Source organism: Thermanaeromonas sp. C210 (genome assembly GCF_013167955.1).
GTDB lineage: Bacteria > Bacillota > DSM-521 > Neomoorellales > Neomoorellaceae > UBA12545.
This window is the reverse complement of record NZ_BLWF01000003.1, coordinates 346952-364357: the sequence shown is the minus strand read 5'-3', so window position 1 is coordinate 364357 and position 17406 is coordinate 346952. Positions and strand designations below refer to the sequence as shown.

16 protein-coding genes, 1 pseudogene and 2 riboswitches are annotated in these 17406 nt (G+C 55.8%); of the genes and pseudogenes, 5 read left to right on the top strand and 12 right to left on the bottom strand.

Translation table 11 applies throughout. The annotated features are described in order from the left end of the window. Positions 1 to 6: 6 nt before the first annotated feature. A complete protein-coding gene (locus TAMC210_RS09215; RefSeq protein WP_254388609.1) occupies positions 7 to 705 on the bottom strand; it encodes an energy-coupling factor ABC transporter permease in 699 nt (232 codons plus the stop codon). 326 nt (positions 706 to 1031) lie between these two features. After that, positions 1032 to 1226: riboswitch (cobalamin riboswitch) on the bottom strand. A gap of 105 nt (positions 1227 to 1331) precedes the next feature. On the opposite strand from TAMC210_RS09215, the gene TAMC210_RS09210 reads away from it, so the two are divergent. Next, the gene (locus TAMC210_RS09210; protein ID WP_173298515.1) at positions 1332 to 1772 is read left to right on the top strand and encodes a hypothetical protein; all 441 of its coding nucleotides are present in this window, start codon (positions 1332 to 1334) and stop codon (positions 1770 to 1772) included. 51 nt (positions 1773 to 1823) lie between these two features. On the opposite strand, the gene TAMC210_RS09205 is transcribed toward TAMC210_RS09210, so the two are convergent. The 6 genes from TAMC210_RS09205 to TAMC210_RS09180 form a co-directional block, all read right to left on the bottom strand. Continuing rightward, complete coding sequence (locus tag TAMC210_RS09205) at positions 1824 to 3035, bottom strand: aspartate kinase (protein ID WP_173298514.1); 1212 nt, start codon at positions 3033 to 3035, stop codon at positions 1824 to 1826. 52 nt (positions 3036 to 3087) lie between these two features. After that, positions 3088 to 3978 carry a homoserine kinase gene (thrB, locus tag TAMC210_RS09200; RefSeq protein WP_173298513.1) on the bottom strand — a complete coding sequence of 297 codons (891 nt, stop codon included), beginning with the start codon at positions 3976 to 3978 and terminating at the stop codon, positions 3088 to 3090. An 18-nt stretch (positions 3979 to 3996) separates the two neighbouring features. Beyond that, entirely contained in the window at positions 3997 to 5043 is a 1047-nt protein-coding gene (gene thrC, locus TAMC210_RS09195; protein ID WP_173298512.1) for a threonine synthase, read from the bottom strand. Beyond that, positions 5040 to 6338: a homoserine dehydrogenase gene (locus TAMC210_RS09190; RefSeq protein WP_173298511.1), complete on the bottom strand. Its 1299-nt coding sequence runs from the start codon at positions 6336 to 6338 to the stop codon at positions 5040 to 5042. The genes thrC and TAMC210_RS09190 overlap by 4 nt, the downstream gene beginning before the upstream one ends. A 260-nt stretch (positions 6339 to 6598) precedes the next feature. Next, positions 6599 to 7741, bottom strand: a complete 1143-nt coding sequence (gene metX, locus TAMC210_RS09185; RefSeq protein ID WP_173298509.1) for a homoserine O-acetyltransferase MetX — start codon at positions 7739 to 7741, stop codon at positions 6599 to 6601. A gap of 31 nt (positions 7742 to 7772) precedes the next feature. Then, a complete protein-coding gene (locus tag TAMC210_RS09180) occupies positions 7773 to 9059 on the bottom strand; it encodes a homocysteine synthase (protein WP_173298508.1) in 1287 nt (428 codons plus the stop codon). Between the two features lie 80 nt (positions 9060 to 9139). Further along, positions 9140 to 9252, bottom strand: a riboswitch (SAM riboswitch). Positions 9253 to 9674: 422 nt separating this feature from the next. Here TAMC210_RS09180 and TAMC210_RS09175 point away from each other — a divergent pair. Genes TAMC210_RS09175 through TAMC210_RS09160 form a run of 4 tightly spaced genes read left to right on the top strand, consistent with a single transcriptional unit; the run spans position 9675 to position 10899 of the window. Further along, positions 9675 to 10073: a sensor histidine kinase gene (locus tag TAMC210_RS09175; RefSeq protein ID WP_173298506.1), complete on the top strand. Its 399-nt coding sequence runs from the start codon at positions 9675 to 9677 to the stop codon at positions 10071 to 10073. A 26-nt stretch (positions 10074 to 10099) separates the two neighbouring features. Continuing rightward, positions 10100 to 10294, top strand: a complete 195-nt coding sequence (locus TAMC210_RS09170; protein WP_173298505.1) for a hypothetical protein — start codon at positions 10100 to 10102, stop codon at positions 10292 to 10294. 49 nt (positions 10295 to 10343) lie between these two features. Further along, positions 10344 to 10556 carry a sensor histidine kinase gene (locus TAMC210_RS09165; RefSeq protein ID WP_173298504.1) on the top strand — a complete coding sequence of 71 codons (213 nt, stop codon included), beginning with the start codon at positions 10344 to 10346 and terminating at the stop codon, positions 10554 to 10556. Positions 10557 to 10608: 52 nt separating this feature from the next. Next, positions 10609 to 10899 (top strand): hypothetical protein, encoded by a 291-nt coding sequence (locus TAMC210_RS09160; protein ID WP_173298503.1) that lies wholly within the window; start codon positions 10609 to 10611, stop codon positions 10897 to 10899. A 245-nt stretch (positions 10900 to 11144) separates the two neighbouring features. Here the strand turns inward: TAMC210_RS09160 and TAMC210_RS09155 are convergent, their stop codons facing one another. From TAMC210_RS09155 to TAMC210_RS09135, 5 genes and pseudogenes are all read right to left on the bottom strand, one after another. Next, positions 11145 to 13322 carry a sigma-54 interaction domain-containing protein gene (locus TAMC210_RS09155; RefSeq protein ID WP_173298502.1) on the bottom strand — a complete coding sequence of 726 codons (2178 nt, stop codon included), beginning with the start codon at positions 13320 to 13322 and terminating at the stop codon, positions 11145 to 11147. Between the two features lie 468 nt (positions 13323 to 13790). Continuing rightward, positions 13791 to 14747 (bottom strand): annotated as a pseudogene (locus TAMC210_RS09150) (MATE family efflux transporter). Positions 14748 to 15047: 300 nt separating this feature from the next. Continuing rightward, a complete protein-coding gene (locus tag TAMC210_RS09145) occupies positions 15048 to 15269 on the bottom strand; it encodes a hypothetical protein (protein ID WP_173298501.1) in 222 nt (73 codons plus the stop codon). A gap of 1 nt (position 15270) precedes the next feature. Then, positions 15271 to 16305 (bottom strand): radical SAM protein, encoded by a 1035-nt coding sequence (locus tag TAMC210_RS09140; protein ID WP_173298500.1) that lies wholly within the window; start codon positions 16303 to 16305, stop codon positions 15271 to 15273. A gap of 153 nt (positions 16306 to 16458) precedes the next feature. Further along, positions 16459 to 17253 carry an MBL fold metallo-hydrolase gene (locus TAMC210_RS09135; protein ID WP_173298499.1) on the bottom strand — a complete coding sequence of 265 codons (795 nt, stop codon included), beginning with the start codon at positions 17251 to 17253 and terminating at the stop codon, positions 16459 to 16461. Between the last annotated feature and the right edge of the window lie 153 nt (positions 17254 to 17406).

Here is a 17406-nt window from a genome sequence, read left to right as displayed (position 1 = left end):
CCTCTCTTAGCTGAGCACGGCCAAATCTTTCAATTCTTGCCTGCTATAGGCGACCAGGAAGTTAAACACCACAACCGTCAACAATCCCTCAATGACGGTCAAGGGTATCTGGGTCAGGGCAAAAATACCCATGAACTTTATAAAGGAAGCACTAATTCCTCCTTGCTGAGCCGGGAAAGCCAGGGCTAACTGGAAGGCCGTAGTAACATACGTTAACAGGTCGCCCAGGGCGGCAGCCAGGAAGGTGGCCAGCCACAGGGGAGCTTTCACTTTCTGCAATAGCTTGTAAGTACCGTAAGATACCAGGGGGCCAACCACCGCCATGGAAAAAGTATTGGCTCCCAGGGTGGTAAGACCCCCGTGGGCTAATAGCAGAGCCTGAAATAGCAGCACAATGGCTCCTAAAAGGCTCATTACTAAGGGCCCAAAGAGTATAGCGCCCAGCCCTACTCCCGTGGGATGCGAGCAGCTTCCCGTCACTGAAGGGAGTTTTAACGCCGAAAGCACAAAGGCGAAAGCGCCGGCCAGGCCCAGCAATAGCTTTAAGGAGGGGTTCCCCTGCACTTTAGCCTTTACGGCGAGCAAGCCTGCCACCCAGAAGGGAATTACTGCCAGGAACCAGAAGCCTGCCCACCCCAGGGGCAAAAAGCCTTCCATAATGTGCATGGCATAGGCCGGGCGCGGCAGGATTAAAGAAATTAACATAAGGTATGTTCCTAATATCCCTATTAAAGAGGTGCGCCGGTACATACTCTTCCTCCTTTGATAAAATTCCATGGACATCCCTTGCCGGATAATCCTTAAAATTCCTCTCGCGAACCCTGTCGGCGAGTTTCCACCGCCCCGGCTTAAAAGGCCGGCCTCAAAAATCCCTTCACAAGGGGATTCTTAGGCGAGCCCTCCTTACCTGCCAACTAGGCACCCCGTTTAAGTTTTGAGGGCTTTCCTCCCAAATAAAATTAAAACCTTCCGCCCTACATGATCACGGAAGGTAGCTAACCCGCACCACCCCCTATCCGCCGTAGGGATATGGTACCATACGGGAACGAGCGGGTCTCCTGGCTCCAGTTCCTCGCTTGCCCACGCCTTCCCAGGCCAAGGCCCAGTGGCTCTTTAGTCTTTAGTTTGTGGGCTCGCTCCCTGTCACAGTGGCGGGACCGCGTCAGAATCTCACTGACTTCCCCTCGCTGCCGTCAGGCAGCTTAACTCGTCCCCTAGTAGGTAAGTTGTGGCTGGTTCTATTATACCGGAACCTCCCCGAAGTAGCAAGGCCCCGGCCGCATTAATATCCTGATTATAAAGCATATTATTAAAGTCAGGGGTGAACGGCCATGGATGATCTGAGCCAACTCCTGGGGATCCTGGGGGCCATCTTTGCTGCTGCCCAGGGAATAGTAGAACAGCTCAAGGGGCGATGGCCGTGGCTGGGGCAGAAACTAGACGACCCCGTGCTGGAAAAAAGGCGGCAACTAAGGGTCTTGCTAGCCAATGCCATCGTTTCCGCTCTTCTGGCAGGTATAGCAGCCGTGGACGTCTTTGGCCTCTTAGGATTGGGCGCCGCCTTTGCCGGTATAAAAACATCCTACCCCGGCCTGTATCTGTTGCTTAACATGATCGCTGTGGGTTTAATGTCTACCTTTGGTAGCCCCTTCTTGCACGAGATATTGGATATACTGATAGAATTCAAGCGCAGTATTCGCATCCGCAACCAGGTCTCAGAATTTAGCTCGAGCCAAACCCCTTCCGAAAAAGTCCAAACCCGGGGTAACTGAATGGACCCCGGGCTTGTTAATATTTAGGTTCACCGGCAATTACCTTCGGGTTTAGTCCAGTCCGAACCATTTATGCAAAGCTCGCATGGCCCTGGCGAGATGTTCTTCGTCGATAATACAGGATACTTTAATCTCGGAAGTACTGATCATATGGATATTGATGCCTTCTTCCGCCAGGCAGGCGAACATGCCCGCGGCCACACCCGGGTTGGTAATCATGCCGGCGCCTACAATGGATACCTTGGCCACCTTATCATCATAGGCCACGGAGGTGGCCCCGATCTCTTCCTTTGCCTTTTGGGTGACTTCCAGGGCCTTGGCCAAATCATCCCTTGCTACGGTAAAGGCGATGTCGTTAACGCCGTCCCGCATGGCGCTCTGGACGATCATATCTACGTTAATGCTCTCCCGGGCCAGGGCTTCAAAAAGAACTTTAGCAATCCCGGGACGGTCGGGTACGTCGTAGATTGCTATCCTGGCCACATTCCGGTCACCGGCGACCCCGGTCACCACCATTTGCCTCTCCATATCGTTCACCTCTTTTACCAGGGTACCTTCATGGTAATTAAAGCTGGACCGGACTTCCAGCACCACCCCGTGTAATTTGGCAAATTCTACCGAACGCGGCTGCAAGACCTGGGCTCCCAAACTGGCCAGCTCTAACATTTCATCGTAGGATATGGTCGCCAGCTTGCGGGCGCCGGGAACAATTCGCGGGTCAGCGGTATAAACCCCGTCTACGTCGGTGTAGATCTGACATACTTCGGCCTTCAAGGCTGCCGCTACGGCCACTGCTGTAGTGTCGGAACCTCCCCGGCCCAGGGTGGTGATCTCGTTGTCACAGGTGACGCCCTGAAAACCCGCCACGATTACGATCCTGCCCGCGTCGAGTTCCCTCCTCAGGCGATCACAGCTCACCTCCAGGATCCGCGCTTTGGTATGGACGCCGTCGGTAAGAATGCCGACCTGCGCTCCGGTGAGAGAGATTACAGGTTCACCCAGCTCCTGGATGGCCATGGCCAAGAGGGCAATGGACATTTGTTCTCCCGTGGCCATAAGCATATCCAGCTCGCGGGCCGGCGGATTGGAGGTAATTTCCTTGGCCATGGCAATGAGCTTATCGGTGGTGTCTCCCGGGGCAGAGACCACTACGACTACCTGGTTGCCGGCCCGTTTGGTTTCCACTACCCTCCTGGCCACGTTCTTTACTCTTTCTGGCCCATCCACCGACGTACCGCCGTATTTTTGCACGATAAGTGCCATGGATTAATCCTCTCCCACTCTAACTTCTTCCTATATCTTTTTAGACTTTTCTTTAACACAGGGTAGCTCCTTCGCGGCAAGGTTGCAGTTCTTTAATCTGGCAATCCACCCCGTGTTTTTGAAAGGCCTTTTTCATGGCCTCCCCCACCCGGGGACAGCTACCGCGACAGTAGGCGATGACCGTAGGCCCGGAACCGCTCAGGGTTACCGCCAAGGCGCCTGCTTCCATGGCCGCGGCAAAAACACGTGCCATTCCCGGTACCAGAGGGAGCCGATAGGGCTGGTGCAGGCGGTCTTCCATGGCCTTGCCCATCAATTCCAGGTTCCCCACCTGGGCGGCTGCAATTAGAAGGGCTGTGCGGCTGAGATTGAAGACTGCATCCTCGACGGAAACCATTGATGGCAGTACACCGCGGGAAACCCTGGTGGAGAGGCTGAAGTGCGGTACGGCCACCTGCAAACAAAGACCCTCGGGCGGCTCTAGCCTCTGATAGTACACTTGTCTCCCGTTTAGGGCCGCTACCACCAAACCCCCGACCAGGGCGGGCACAACATTGTCGGGATGGCCTTCCAGCTCGGCGGCCAGGGAGACGAGTTCTTCCTCCCCAAGGGGACAACCCAACAGGGCATTGGCTCCTACCAGGCCGCCCACTACCGCCGCGGCGCTGGAACCCAGCCCGCGGGCCACCGGGATGCTGTTGTCAAATGTAATGCGGAAACCCGGAGCCTCCCGTCCTACCCGCGCATAAACCGCCCGTACTGCCCGGTAGGCGATATTTTCCGGTCCCCGCGGGATGCTTCCCTCACCCTCTCCCCGGACTGTTATCTCCAATCCAGGCGCTTCTTCTACCGAAATATAATCATATAGATTTAGGGCCAGCCCTAAGGCATCAAAACCAGGGCCCAGGTTGGCCGTCGTAGCCGGCACCCGCACTCGGGGCATAACCTTTTTCCCGCCTTCCTACAAAACAACATCCAGTACAGCCTGCTCGTCGGCCGGTAGCGAAAGGGGCTCTGCCACCTGCTGGATGGCGATATTGGGGTCCTTAAGCCCATGGCCGGTAAGGACGCAAACTACGCGGTCCCCGGGCCTGAAGAGGCCTTTCTGCCTGTATTTAAGCACCCCTGCCAGGGAGGCGGCCGAAGCCGGCTCCGCAAAAATCCCCTCCACCGTTGCCAAAAGGCGCTGGGCCGACAGGATCTCCTCATCGCTCACGCAATCAATAAACCCGCCCGATTCCCTGGCCGCCTCTACTGCGGGCTTCCAGCTGGCAGGGTTTCCAATACGGATGGCGGTGGCCACCGTCTCGGGATTGGGTACTACCTCCCCCCTTACGATGGGAGCAGCTCCCTCGGCCTGAAAACCGATCATCCGCGGCAGCCTCTCCGTTTTCCCGGCGGCCCGGTATTCCTTAAATCCCCGCCAGTAGGCGGTTATATTGCCAGCATTGCCTACGGGGATGGCCAGGTAGTCGGGGGCTTCCCCTAAGGCATCGCAAACTTCAAAAGCTGCAGTTTTTTGGCCTTCGAGGCGGTAGGGATTCAGGGAATTCACCAGGGTGATAGGATGTTCGGCTGTGATTTTACGTACAAGGTTCAGGGCAGCGTCAAAATTCCCTTGAACGGCTATAACCTGGGCACCGTAAAACAGAGCCTGGGCCAGCTTTCCTAAGGCGATGTTCCCCTCGGGTATCAGCACGCTGCATTTCAGCCCGCACCGGGCAGCGTAGGCGGCGGCGGAGGCAGAAGTATTGCCGGTGGAAGCACACATGATGGCCCGCGAACCGCTCTCCACGGCCTTGGCCACCGCCATTACCATGCCCCGGTCTTTAAACGATCCCGTTGGATTAAGTCCTTCGTATTTAAAGTACAGCTTTATGCCCAGGTCCCGGGAAAGATTGGGGGCCGGAATGAGGGGGGTGTTTCCTTCCAAAAGGGTAATAAAAGGAGTCTTCTCATTCACGGGCAGGAATTCTTTATATGCGGCGATGACACCGGGCCACCTCAATGGGCCGTTCCCCCTTCTACACGAATAACGCAGGCAATTTGATTCACTACCGGAAGGCCTTCCAGAATCTCCAGCGCCTCCCTTAGATTTCGTTCCCGGACCAGGTGGGTGATAAAGACCAACTCCGCTTGTTCCCCCACCATTCCTACTTGAATGACGGAGGCCAGGCTAACCTGTCGCTCGCCAAAGACGCCCGCGATGGCCGCCAGGACCCCAGGCCGGTCTTTTACTATCATCCTGAGGTAATAGCGGGTTACGATGTCTTCTATAGGCTTGATGGGCTTCTGGGTAAAACAAGTGCAGGAGATGCGGCCCCTGGTGCCGTGGATAAGGTTACGGGCGGCTTCCATAATGTCCCCTACCACGGCGCTGGCCGTGGGCATCTCACCCGCTCCTTGGCCGTAAAACATGGCTTCCCCTACTGCGTCACCTTCCACAAAAATGGCATTAAAAGCTCCGCCGACCGAGGCCAGGGGATGGGTTAAAGGCACCAGAGCCGGGTGTACCCTGACTTCCACCGCTTCCCCGTCATCCCAGGCAATACCTAGAAGTTTGATGGCATATCCTAGATCGGCAGCATACTTGATATCCTGGGGATGGAGGTTGGCTATCCCTTCATGATAAACTTCCGGGTAGGTAACACGCGTGCCGAACGCGATGGAGGCCAGGATGGCCATCTTGCGGGCCGCATCGTCACCCTCGATATCGGACCGGGGGTCCGCTTCGGCATAACCCAAACGCTGGGCTTCGGCCAAAACTTCGGCAAATTCCCGTTCCTCCCGGCTCATCTTGGTGAGGATGTAGTTAGTAGTACCGTTAACAATACCCATAACCCGGCTAATTCTGTTCCCTGCCAGGCATTCCTTCAAAGAGTGCACAATAGGAATGCCGCCGCCGACACTGGCTTCAAAGAAAAGATCGGCTCCTCCCGCATCGGCAGCCGCAAAGAGTTCCTTGCCGTAAAGGGCCAGGAGATCCTTATTGGCGGTTACCACGCTCTTCCCCTGCCGGAGGGCCTTAAGGATATACTCCCTGGCAGGTTCCAGACCGCCCATCACTTCCACTATGATGTGGATGTCGGGATCCTCTAGAATTGTCTCCGCCCGGGCGGTTAGCAGTTCGGGCGGGACCTTCACCGCCCGGGAACGGTTTAAGTCCCTGACCAGGATCCTTCTTATTTCTAAAGGCCGGCCCAGCTTCTGCGCTATGGCCCGGCCGTTCTGTTCCAGAAGCTTAACCACTCCTCCGCCCACGGTACCTAAACCCAGTAGGCCGATATTTACCGTTCTCCTCACTCAGGCTCCTCCCCGCAGACTTGCATCTGCTTTATTGTAGCACTATCGGCGCTAAAGGGGCAATACCCTAGCGCCCTGGCGCATCCCAGTCTCGCCTCCAGGCCTGCTTGAATTATAGCCGCCCCGGAAACCCTCCCGGGCCAACTAGCGCCAGGCTTAAAAGCTCAAGGCAGAATTCCCGGCAAATCGGACGTCCCGTCTTCCATTGCCGGCCGCGGCCCCGTCCACAGCCTCGGCCCGCCTGCGTCCCCAATCTCCCCTTAAACCTTCTCCTGGGGACGCTTATCGATTTGGGCCAAAAACTCTCTAAGCATGGCCCCCAGCTTGGCAAACTCGATAAGAAAGGCATCATGGCCATACGGCGAATTCAATTCCCAGTAAAAAGCCCGTCCGCCCCCTTGATTAATGATCTCGGCAATCTCCTTTACCTGATAGGTCGGAAAGAGGATATCACTGGAGATGCCGATGGCCAAACACGGGCATTTGATGCGCGCCAGGGCTTCCTCATAGGAGTTAAAGCCCCTGCCCACGTCGTGGAGATCCATGGCCTTGGTTAAGTAAAGATAACAGTTAGCGTCGAATCGTTCTACCAGCTTGCGGCCCTGGTAGTGGAGATAGTTCTCTACCTCAAACCTGCCGTCGAGGCAAAAGAGGTCGCCTGGCCTGCCGTTCATGGCCCGGGCAAACTTAAAAGACCAGGACTCGTCGCTTTTATAAGTAATGGTCCCGATCATGCGGGCCAGGGCCAGGCCCCTCTCCGGTCCGGGAGTGCCGTAGTAGTCGCCCCCCCGCCAGGCCGGGTCGTTATAAATGGCCTCCCGTTGCACAGCGTTAAAGGCTATGTTCATGGCCGAAGTACGACCCGGTGCCGCAATCACGATGACCGAAGACATAAAGTCGGGATAAAGGACTCCCCATTCCAGGGCCTGCATTCCCCCCATGGAGCCGCCTACGGCGGTGACCAGGTGCTTTACCCCCAAATGGTCCAGCAAGGCCTTCTGGACCCTGACCATATCCCGGATGGTGACCAGGGGAAAATCCAAACCGTAGGGTTTCCCCGTAGCCGGATTAAGGGAAGCTGGCCCGGTGGTTCCGTAGCAGCCCCCCAATACGTTAGAACAAACAACGAAGAAGCGATCCGTATCCAGGGGGCGGCCAGGGCCCACCATGGGATCCCACCACCCGGGTTTCCTCTCACCTATCCGGTGCCAGCCTGCTACATGGGCGCTTCCGGTAAGGGCGTGGAGGACCAAGATGGCGTTATCCCCCGCGGAGTTAAGCCGACCGTAGGTTTCATAAGCCACAGTGATGGGCCCCAGCTTCTTTCCGCACTCCAGGACCAGTTCCTGAGGGGGGGCGGCAAAGGTGTAATATTGTGTCTTCACCAGCCCAACATCCGGCACTTTTCCTTCACCTTTTTCGGTTGAGGTAGAGTTACACCACGGCCCGGGACAAGGCCTGATCCAGGTCGGCCATGAGGTCTTCCGGGTCCTCCAGGCCAATGGACAAACGGACCAGGTCTTCTGTTACTCCGCTGGCCAGTTGCTCTTCTACCGTAAGCTGCTGGTGGGTGGTACTGGCCGGGTGAATGACCAGGGACTTGGCATCTCCTACGTTGGCCAGCAAGGAAAAGAGCTTTAAGTTATCGATGAACCGCCGTCCAGCTTCCTTCCCGCCCCGGATGCCAAAGGTGATGATGGCCCCGGCTCCCCGGGGTAGATACTTTTGGGCCTGGGCGAAGCTGGGGTGCCCGGGTAGACCGGGATAACTAACCCACGCCACCTTGGGGTGCTCCTGCAACCAGCGTGCTATTTGCAGGGCATTCTTGCTGTGCCGTTCCATTCTCAGGGGCAGGGTCTCCAAGCCTTGGAGGAAAAGAAAGGCATTAAAGGGGCTTAAAGTGGGCCCGAAATCCCGCAAGAGCTGGGTACGCGCCTTAACAATATAGGCTGCCGGGCCAAAGGTGTCCACGTAGCTTACTCCATGATAACTGGGATCGGGATCGACCAGTTCGGGGAACTTCCCGTTCCGCCAATTGAACTTACCTGAGTCAACGATAATGCCTCCGATGCTGGTCCCGTGGCCGCCTATGAACTTGGTGGCCGAATGCACCACTATATCGGCTCCATGCTCAAAGGGCCGGCACAGATAAGGGGTGGCAAAGGTGTTATCCACGATTAAAGGGATCCCCGCCTCGTGGGCTACGGCTGCCACAGCCTCCAGGTCCGGCACGTCCAGTTTAGGATTACCGATAGTTTCTACATACACAGCCCGGGTCCGGTCGTTAATAGCCCGCCGAAAATTTTCCGGGTCGCTACCGTCAACAAAGCGGACCTTGATCCCCAGTCGGACAAACGTAACATTAAAAAGGTTATAAGTGCCGCCATAAAGGCTGCTGGAAGAGACGATCTCTTGCCCCGAGGAAGCAATGTTAAGGACGGCCAGGGTTATGGCCGCTTGGCCGGAAGCCGTGGCCAGAGCCCCAACCCCCCCTTCCAGGGCAGCCATCCTTTGCTCAAAAACCTCTGTAGTGGGGTTGCCTATGCGGGTATAAATGTGTCCGTCTTCTTGCAAGGCAAAAAGGGCAGCAGCATGATCGGCATTTCGGAAAACGTAAGAAGTCGTTTGATAGATGGGTACGGCGCGGGCACCGGTAACAGGATCGGGCTTTTGGCCGGCGTGTACCGCCAGGGTAGCAAAGCGATAAGTTTCCTGCTTCATTTATTTTTCCCCTCTCCTTACTGGGATTTAATTTAGGTATGAAAAAAGCCTCTCCGATAAGAAGAGGCTTTTTATTACCCCTCTTATCTCTCAGAGCAAAACGCCCTGCAGGAATTGGCACCTTTACCCCTGACCTTCAGGAGCAGGTTGCCGGGTTTCATCGGGCCAGTCCCTCCACCACTCTCGATAAGAGTTGCAGCGCCTTTATTCTTTTGTTGCAAGCCTGTGATATACTATACCGTTTTCCCAGGAGGTTGTCAAGAAAAAAGAATTATCAGGTTGTAGATAGGCCAGAGTTTCGTTCACAGTACTTTGAGAGGGTCAAACAGGTATTGCAAAGGGTGGGTATCCCAGGGAGACCAGCTACCTCTAGAAAACAGCCGCTTCAAACCTCCGCAAGCCCCTTCCCACTATACTCCCGTGGATATAGTCCACGCGTACAAATACTCAGGAGTTATAGGAGATTACAATATTTTTATAAGTGTTTCAAATGTCGGCGGGCGGGAGTGGAGTTACGTCATAGGTTTTCCCTACAAATACGTGTCGAGGTTCGTGTTCTATCTAAATGTCTCCAGGCTGTTTAGCTCCTGGAAATGGGTGATGATTTCGGCGTTTTTGAGCACGGCTCTCGTCACCATCCTCATCAGTTACCTTTTCGGCAGGAAGCTGGCCGCTCCCCTTTTTAAAATCATGGACGGCATCAAAACCCTCTCTGAGGGGGAATACGGAAAACTTTACCCGGAAAAGGGCCTGTACAAAGAAGTGTACGGCCAGCTGAACGCCCTTTCCCGGGAGCTGCAGGAAGGCGAACTTCAAAAAAGAAAACTGGACCGCCTACGGGAAGAGTGGATCGAAAACATATCCCACGACTTGAAGACCCCCCTCACCTCCATAAAGGGATACGCGGAAATCCTGCTGGAGGATTCCTACCGTAAAACTTCCGAAGAAAAGACCCGGTACTTGAAGGTGACAAAGGAAAAAGCCGACTATATAGAACAGCTGCTGAAGACCTGAGGCTCACCTACAGGCTAAAAAACGACATGGTCCCCCTCAAGCTGGAAAGGGTAAACCTGGTGGATGAAGTGGCCGAAATAATCATAGATATTTTAAACCATCCGGAGTTTGAGGGGCGAAAGGTTGACTTTCAGTGCGAGCAAAAATATATCGAGCTTTGTGTAGACAAGCTCCTGTTCCAGGGCGGTGGGAAATATCATCTACAATGGCCTGGTGCATAACCCTCCCGAAACGATTATACGGGTATCGCTATAAAAGGAGGCCGGTGTCGTGGTGCTGGAAATAAAGGACAACGGCCGGGGCATCCCGCCCGAAGAGCTGGAAAATCTATTCGAGAGATACTATAGGGGCACCGGCACCGGAGAAAATCCCCGGGGCAGCGGGCTGGGCATGGCCATTGCAAAGAGAATAGTAGAAGCCCATAAGGGCCGGATCCTGGCCGAAAGCGAGCCCGGCAAAGCCTGCTGGTGGCGGGAAAAGTAATATAGACGCTCCCGGCAGCATACCCTATGACCTCATACTGGGAAGGCCCCTTATGGCGTATATAGCCTCGCTGCCCCTAATGATAATCACTTTTCTTTTGAGCATAAACATTTCCCAGATGGGTATACCCCTGGGTACCGGTATCGGGTTTACCCTCCCCTCGCTGTTGGTGGCCAATACCAGATACTGGGTTTTCTACCCCTGGACATACCCCATCATGGCGGCCTTGGGAGGAGATTTCTTTGAAAAGACATATTTCCCCTTCGCGGCGGGATTGCTGATTTTCTCGGCACTGTCTTTGGCCAGCCTGCGCTGGTTTAAGGACAGGGATGTCCTGGATTGAGCTGAATATTGTTGGATTTACCTGGCCAAAGTGCTGATGATTTACTGGAAATTCCTCCCGTATCGCACTTACTAGGATCCTACTTCCGGCTTTCTAGACACTGTTTTTCACCATGAGCTTTGAGTATCCAGGAAAGTTGGATTTCAAGCCGCCCATACGTTACCCCTGCCGCTACCTGCTGAAACTTTACACGACACAACCAAGAAACCCTACCGGGGAGGACTTCCCGGCGGTTAACTGCACGTCTATCCCTTGGAGAGATTGTAGTCCCGGATCTTGCGGTACAAGGTAGATTGGCCCAAACCCAAAAGGGCCGCCGCCTTGCGCACGTTGTAGTTCGTCTGGGCCAGGGCCTGCTTAATGGCCCTCTTTTCGAGTTCCTTCATGGGTAGGGGTCTTACCTCCAGGGCTTTCTCCGCCGCCTGGTCTTCCCCGGAACCGCCGGCACCAATTACCATCCCCGGCCTCCCGCCGACGGAGCCGCCGTCCTCCGTCCTCCCCCCCTCTCGAATCTCCGCCGGCAGGTCCTCCGGATAAATTATCCCCCTCCTGCACATGGTCATCGCGTAGAGCATGGCGTTCTCCAGTTGCCTTACGTTGCCGGGCCAGTCGTAGGTTAGCAAAATCTCTTCTGCTTCCCTGCTCAGAGCCGGTGCCGGGAGCCCCTCCCTGCGGGCGATGGCCATTATAAAATACCTGGCCAGTTCAAGGATGTCCAGGCCCCGTTCCCGGAGAGGGGGAATGATTATTTTAAATACCGCAATCCTGTAGTACAGATCCAATCTAAACTCCTGCTTCCGGGTGAGCTCCAACAGGTCCCTGTTGGTCGCCGCGATCAGCCGGAAATCAACCCGTACGGGGCGGCTACCGCCCACACGCATAAATTGCTTCTCTTCCAATACCCGCAGCAGGACCGGCTGGATCTCCAGGGGCATATCACTTATTTCGTCCAAGAACAGAGTGCCCCCGTGGGCCAGCTCGATTTTTCCGGGCCGCCCCTTGCGATCCGCGCCGGTAAAGGCTCCACCCTCATACCCGAAAAGTTCGCTTTCTATGAGGCTCTTGGGAAGGGCGGCACAATTAACGGCCACAAAAGGCCCCCACGGTCGGCTGAGGTTGTGGATGCAGCGGGCGAAAACTTCCTTGCCCACTCCGCTCTCGCCTTGGAGCAGAATATTCGCACTGCTGAGGGCAGCCTTGCGGCTAACCTCTATGGTCTGGAGCAGGGCGGGCGAGCTGCCCACTAGGGATTCAAAGCCGGAACCATTCTCCCGATCTTTAAGCACCCAGGCCATGCCGGAAGTCCCACTGTCCCTCCGGGTTTCCGGAATACCGGTTCGCCTGCCGTTTTGCTTCGCGCCCCCGAGGGTAACCAGACAACCGTATATTTTCCCCGCCCCGTCCTTTATGGGTAAAGCAGAGCAACCTGCCAGCACCCGGTCAGACTCTTCCAGCCTCAACTCCACGTCTTCAAAGGCTTCCCCGCGTTGGAGAACCGCTTCGATAACCGGCTGCTTTCCCAGTAAAACCTCGAAGGGCTGGCCTACCAGCTCCTTACCAACCCCCACCAGCACCGCACGGGCTTTATCGTTAGCCTGGGTAATGACGCCCTGCCTGTTAGTTATGAAATAGGCCTGGAGGCCGCTCTCCGCCTTTTCCAGGAAGGATCGCTGTTCGGTCCTCTCCAGGTTCTGGAGGCGGTTTTGAATGGCCCAGGCCGCGGAGATCGCCATACCCAAGGCGTAGGGATTCTGGCGCAGGTAGCAGTCAGCGCCGATGCTGAGGGTGCCCGCCAGGTTCCCGGCAGCGTCGAAAATGGGTGCCGAGGAACACGTAATCTGGTCCCACCCCACGTCACTGTAGTGCTCGGGTCCCCATAACTGGATGGGCTCTTGGTGAAGGGTACACAGGACGTGGGAGCAAGTTCCTACTGTGGCTTCGGTCCACACCGAGCCGGGAACCAGCCGCAGTCTTTCCCTTATCCTTCTTCTAGTCGACCCGTCCTCGCTGTGCAGTACTCGCAGCATAATACCATTTTCGTCGGACAAGAGCACCGAAGAGCGGCGGTTAGAAAACATCTCGACCAGCCGTTCCAAGTACCCGTCCGCGGCCTTAAGGAGCAGTCTCTTCTCTTCCAGCAGCCCCCGTAGCACGCTGTTTTCCAGGACCGGGCCATAGTAGAAGCACGAAGTTTCGAGGCCGTACTTCTTGGACCGTATCCAAGACCGTACAACTTCGGCCCGCACCAGGGAAAGGTCGCAATCCTCGGCGCCCCGGTATACCACCTCATGTTTTAGTCGGCGGATTTGTTCGGCCAAATCGCGCTGTTTCCTGACCGTTTCTTTCAGCAGGGAAATACGAGCTCGGGAGAGGCGAGACGTGGTCAGGGATACACAACTCAAAAGATTCTCTAAAGATTTCATATCCGCCTACCCCCCGCGAACGGGTCACAATGCCCTACCAGCCGTATCCAAAATCCCGGCAGGCCCTATCTTTGTGCCGGAGAGTACATTCATATGTACAAAAACATCCCCCTGAAACATCACCCAGGCCTTCGCGGTGGAGCCTCCCAGGTTTTCACCTAGTTTTATTATGGACCCGCCGCCCGGGCCATGTCAACCGCCAATTATGTATTATAATATGTCGTAGCTCGCGTAAGAGATAGGCGCCAGGGCCCCGGGGTAATACGCCGGCACCCGGCTTGGAAATACCTCGGAGCCATCCCGGACCAGTAAGGAGGGTAACAACTGTCCCAAGCCATAGTGGTAGGCGTTAACCTCAGTACGCGCCCTTGAAGACTGAGGGTATTTATTATCGAGTAATAAAAGACGGCCGGATAAAGAAGGGCGACCGGGTTATCTTAGGCCCTTCCTCCTCGCCCGTTTAAACCCTTAAATCTTCCCGGCCGCCATTTCGGTTTCGGGTACGGTTCCCTCCTTTGATAGCAGCCTCACTTCGCGGAAAATGAAAGAAGCCGTTACTGTAGCGGAAAGAGCGTCGGCAATGGGGGCGGCTCTCCAGACACCTTCTATGCCCCAGAAGTGGGGAAGAAATGACGAGCAGCGGAATGAAAAACAGGAATTGGCGGGACAGGCTAAGAATAGCTGCCTTTACCGCCTTGCCGACGGCCTGGAAATATTGGGAACACACCACCTGAAAACCGACTACAAAACCCATTGCGAAGAACACGGTCATGGCATGGGCGGTCATGCCGGTGAGGGCCGGGTGGCAAAGAGTTGACCTATGACCGTTGCCAGGGCCGAGCCCCTGATCCCCTTGCCGAAGTGGAAAATGAATATATAGTTTAAAATCCCGTTGATTAAAGCCCCCAGTACCTGGGTGGACATGGCCCTCATAGGGTTCCCTTCGGCCCGGATAAAATTGTTCATTCCCATGCCCAGGCTTCCGAAGACGGAACCGAGCATAATGATGTGCAGGAAATCACGGGCATATGGCATCGCCTCATCGTCGGCGCCGAAGAGTCTCAGGAGTGGCTCCGGAAACGTAAGATAAATAAGGGCAAAACACAGGGGCATTAAGACCAGCAAGGCTGCACCGTTAGCGGCCACCACTTCTGCCTCTTCCTTTTTTTGTTCCCCCAGGCGGAGGGAAATCAGGGCGGTGGCTCCTACCCCGATCAACAGGGAAATAGCCCTCAATATTACCATCAGGGGAAAGGCTACGGTCGTGGCGGCAATGGCCAGGGGGCCGACTCCACGACCAACGAAGGCCCGGTCCACCACATTGTAAAGGGCATTACACAGCATGCCCACGGTAGCCGGCCAGGAGAAGTTCCACAATAAGCGGCCTAGAGGGGCCGACCCAAGCTGCCGTGAACGCTCATCCATTATGTTAATACCCTCCTCTTGCAGGCGCCCGATCGGTAGGATAATTATTGGCCCTTCTCTCCTCCCCCGCTCTTTGGTTAGAAATATTATAGTATGAATTCTAACATAGGGGGCCTCTCCGGATCAATTGTATTTCCCCCCACCAACAGACTTGACAAAAATGGATGGTGGCCTCTTACCGGGAAAAGCCGGTAAAGAGGCCTCCATCCCGCATAAATGTGCAAAAAGGTTGTCGCCGTGACGAAAAACCGGCCCGCCGGGGCACTCCTGGCGTGAAGCCTTTAACCTAGCCGACCCCTTTTATCCCTTGGGAAGCCTATCCCGGCCGGCTTCACCTTTCGGGGCCCTCCGCCTCGAGGCCTCCTGCTGGGTGGGCGTGCCCATGGCCAAATACTTGATTCTCCGGCCGTCGTGTCCCTTCCCCAAGGGATTATTACTACGTTTCCCCTTGGGGCCCAAAATCCTTAACCCAAGGGCCTCCCTCGATTCCTCCACCAGCTCCTGGTACATCTGACGCCACACCTCATACCACCTTTTTCTGTAGCCCGCCGGCTTTGGGCCGCCAAATCACCGAAGGGCCTTCTAGCACCCTCCAGCCGGCCTCCCAATACATCCTCTTAACTTCGCCCACCGAGCGTCCACGCGTTCTCTCGCAATCCTCATGGGTATCCCGCGGGTTGGATCCTGTTTCCGCCCACATGACATTGACCCCGACCAGGGGACCGAGGGTGCTCGGCTCATGCCAGCACATGCCGACGATTTCCTGCTGAGTGGCCAAACGGATCACGGCGAGAAGATGCGCCTGCCGGGCCTCGGTAATCATTCCACGTTCCCCCAGCTCGGTACCCGGCACGGCGACCCGGCGCATACAGCCGCTGTAGACAGCGCCGCACTCCCGGGCTACGATGGTGGCCTCTACCAGCTCCTCGGTGGTATGCTCGGGCCCCACGGGCTCGACGCACGTTCCCAGGGCAAGGCCGGCCTCCCGGGCGGCTCGCATGGTGGCCATCCTTCTGGCAGGCTCGATACTCGAATCCTTCCCTTCCCTCAGGCGAAGGGCATGGTACACCCCGTCTAAGCCGGCGTCCTTCAAGGCGTACGCTTCTTTCACTGTGAAATCATCGACGTTCCCGATCAGTACCGCATCCGGCGTCAAAGCGCGACGCACTTCCCGGATGATTTCCAGCAGGTGCCCGAAGGGAAAAGCCCCTGTAGCCATGAGGTAGACGGCGTTGGCGCCCTGTTCTTCGGCCTGCCGGCACCGCCTTACTATCTCTTCGGTGCTCATTACGCTCATGCGCCCGAACACTTTACTGGCTGCGGCAAAGGAACACCACTTACAGTTGCGGGCGCAGCATCCCACGTTGATGCCGACTTGCGCATGGACCTCTGCCGTATTATTGCTGACCTTCGAACTGATTTCTCGGGAGGCATATCGAATATAGGCTGACTCGGGTGTGAAAGGGTCTATTTCAAAAAGCATCGCCATCTCTTCGCGGTTAAGCAGCTCTCCCGACTTCGCCTTATCCACTAGATAAAGGATCTCTTTCCGCAGCAACTTCCCTCAACTCCTCCCCCGAAATTGGAACTCCCTTAGCACGCCCGCCCTCACGTTAGCACGAAAACACCCCATTTACTTAGTAGCCGAACTTCTTCTGGAGCGGGGGATCCCTGCGGGAATACCCGTGTTTTTATCGTCCTTCCTTAATACTTAATACAGTTCAACCTTTAACCCGTCATAGCTGGCCAGGACCCCGTCTAACCCAGCTAGCTCCCGGTTCAGCTCTTCCACCGTCACCGGAGAGCTGTAGTGCATGGAAAGGTGGGTAAGAATGGTCTGCCCTGCGCCCACCCTCTTCCCCAATTCTATGGCCTCGGCCACCGACATATGGGTATCAGGATACCAGTTCTCTCCGTAAAAGGTGGCATCGCACACCAAGTAATCTATCCCTTGCAAGGAGAGTAGGGTTTCCTCCGGGAGCCACGAAGTGTCGGGGAAATAAGCCAGCTTCTTGCCAGCTTCGATGAGGACCCCGCCTGTTTCGATGCCGTGATTGGCTCGTAACAATATAACGCTGGTCATTCCAAAATCGTACCGCCGCCCGTACTCCCATTCTCTCAAGTCCACTACGTCTATCAGACGACAGAAGGTGGAAGTAAACTCTCCGGTGTAGCCAGGCGGCAGGTAAATGGGAAGCCGGCGGCCTTTATCTTTCAATCTCAGGTAGTACTCCAGTTCCCCCAACCCGGCAAAATGGTCGTGGTGCCAGTGGGTGAGGAACACAGTATGGATATCCTGGATTCCTTCCCGGCACAACTGTACCCTGAGATCGGGCGAAGCGTCTATTAAAACTCCTTTGTCGTCCATGGTGAGCAGGGCCGTACTCCGCGTCCTGGCGGCCGATGGATTGGTCCTGGCTTCTCGGCAGGCCGCACATTCGCAAAAGAAGGCCGGGACCCCCGGCCCTGCTCCGGTACCCAATAACTTGATTTCCACCCCAGCCATATATCGGTCAACCTCCACTACGGTATTAAGCTACATAATATACTAAGGCTAGCTATAAGAGTCTTCTTATCCCCGGTATGGCCTTAAGCCGTCAACCTCTCCCGTTCGGACAGGCCTGTCATAGGTTAAAGGCGCCGGACCATTTCCTCCCTA

What these genes read in the sequence shown, in the direction of transcription:
- TAMC210_RS09205 (WP_173298514.1), bottom strand. Translation starts at nt 3,035, where the DNA reads ATGGCACTTATCGTGCAAAAATACGGCGGTACGTCGGTGGATGGGCCA.
- thrB (WP_173298513.1), bottom strand. Translation starts at nt 3,978, where the DNA reads ATGCCCCGAGTGCGGGTGCCGGCTACGACGGCCAACCTGGGCCCTGGT.
- TAMC210_RS09135 (WP_173298499.1), bottom strand. Translation starts at nt 17,253, where the DNA reads ATGGCTGGGGTGGAAATCAAGTTATTGGGTACCGGAGCAGGGCCGGGG.
- TAMC210_RS09170 (WP_173298505.1), top strand. Translation starts at nt 10,100, where the DNA reads ATGGTCCCCCTCAAGCTGGAAAGGGTAAACCTGGTGGATGAAGTGGCC.
- TAMC210_RS09180 (WP_173298508.1), bottom strand. Translation starts at nt 9,059, where the DNA reads ATGAAGCAGGAAACTTATCGCTTTGCTACCCTGGCGGTACACGCCGGC.
- TAMC210_RS09155 (WP_173298502.1), bottom strand. Translation starts at nt 13,322, where the DNA reads ATGAAATCTTTAGAGAATCTTTTGAGTTGTGTATCCCTGACCACGTCT.
- TAMC210_RS09215 (WP_254388609.1), bottom strand. Translation starts at nt 705, where the DNA reads ATGTTAATTTCTTTAATCCTGCCGCGCCCGGCCTATGCCATGCACATT.
- TAMC210_RS09210 (WP_173298515.1), top strand. Translation starts at nt 1,332, where the DNA reads ATGGATGATCTGAGCCAACTCCTGGGGATCCTGGGGGCCATCTTTGCT.
- TAMC210_RS09160 (WP_173298503.1), top strand. Translation starts at nt 10,609, where the DNA reads ATGGCGTATATAGCCTCGCTGCCCCTAATGATAATCACTTTTCTTTTG.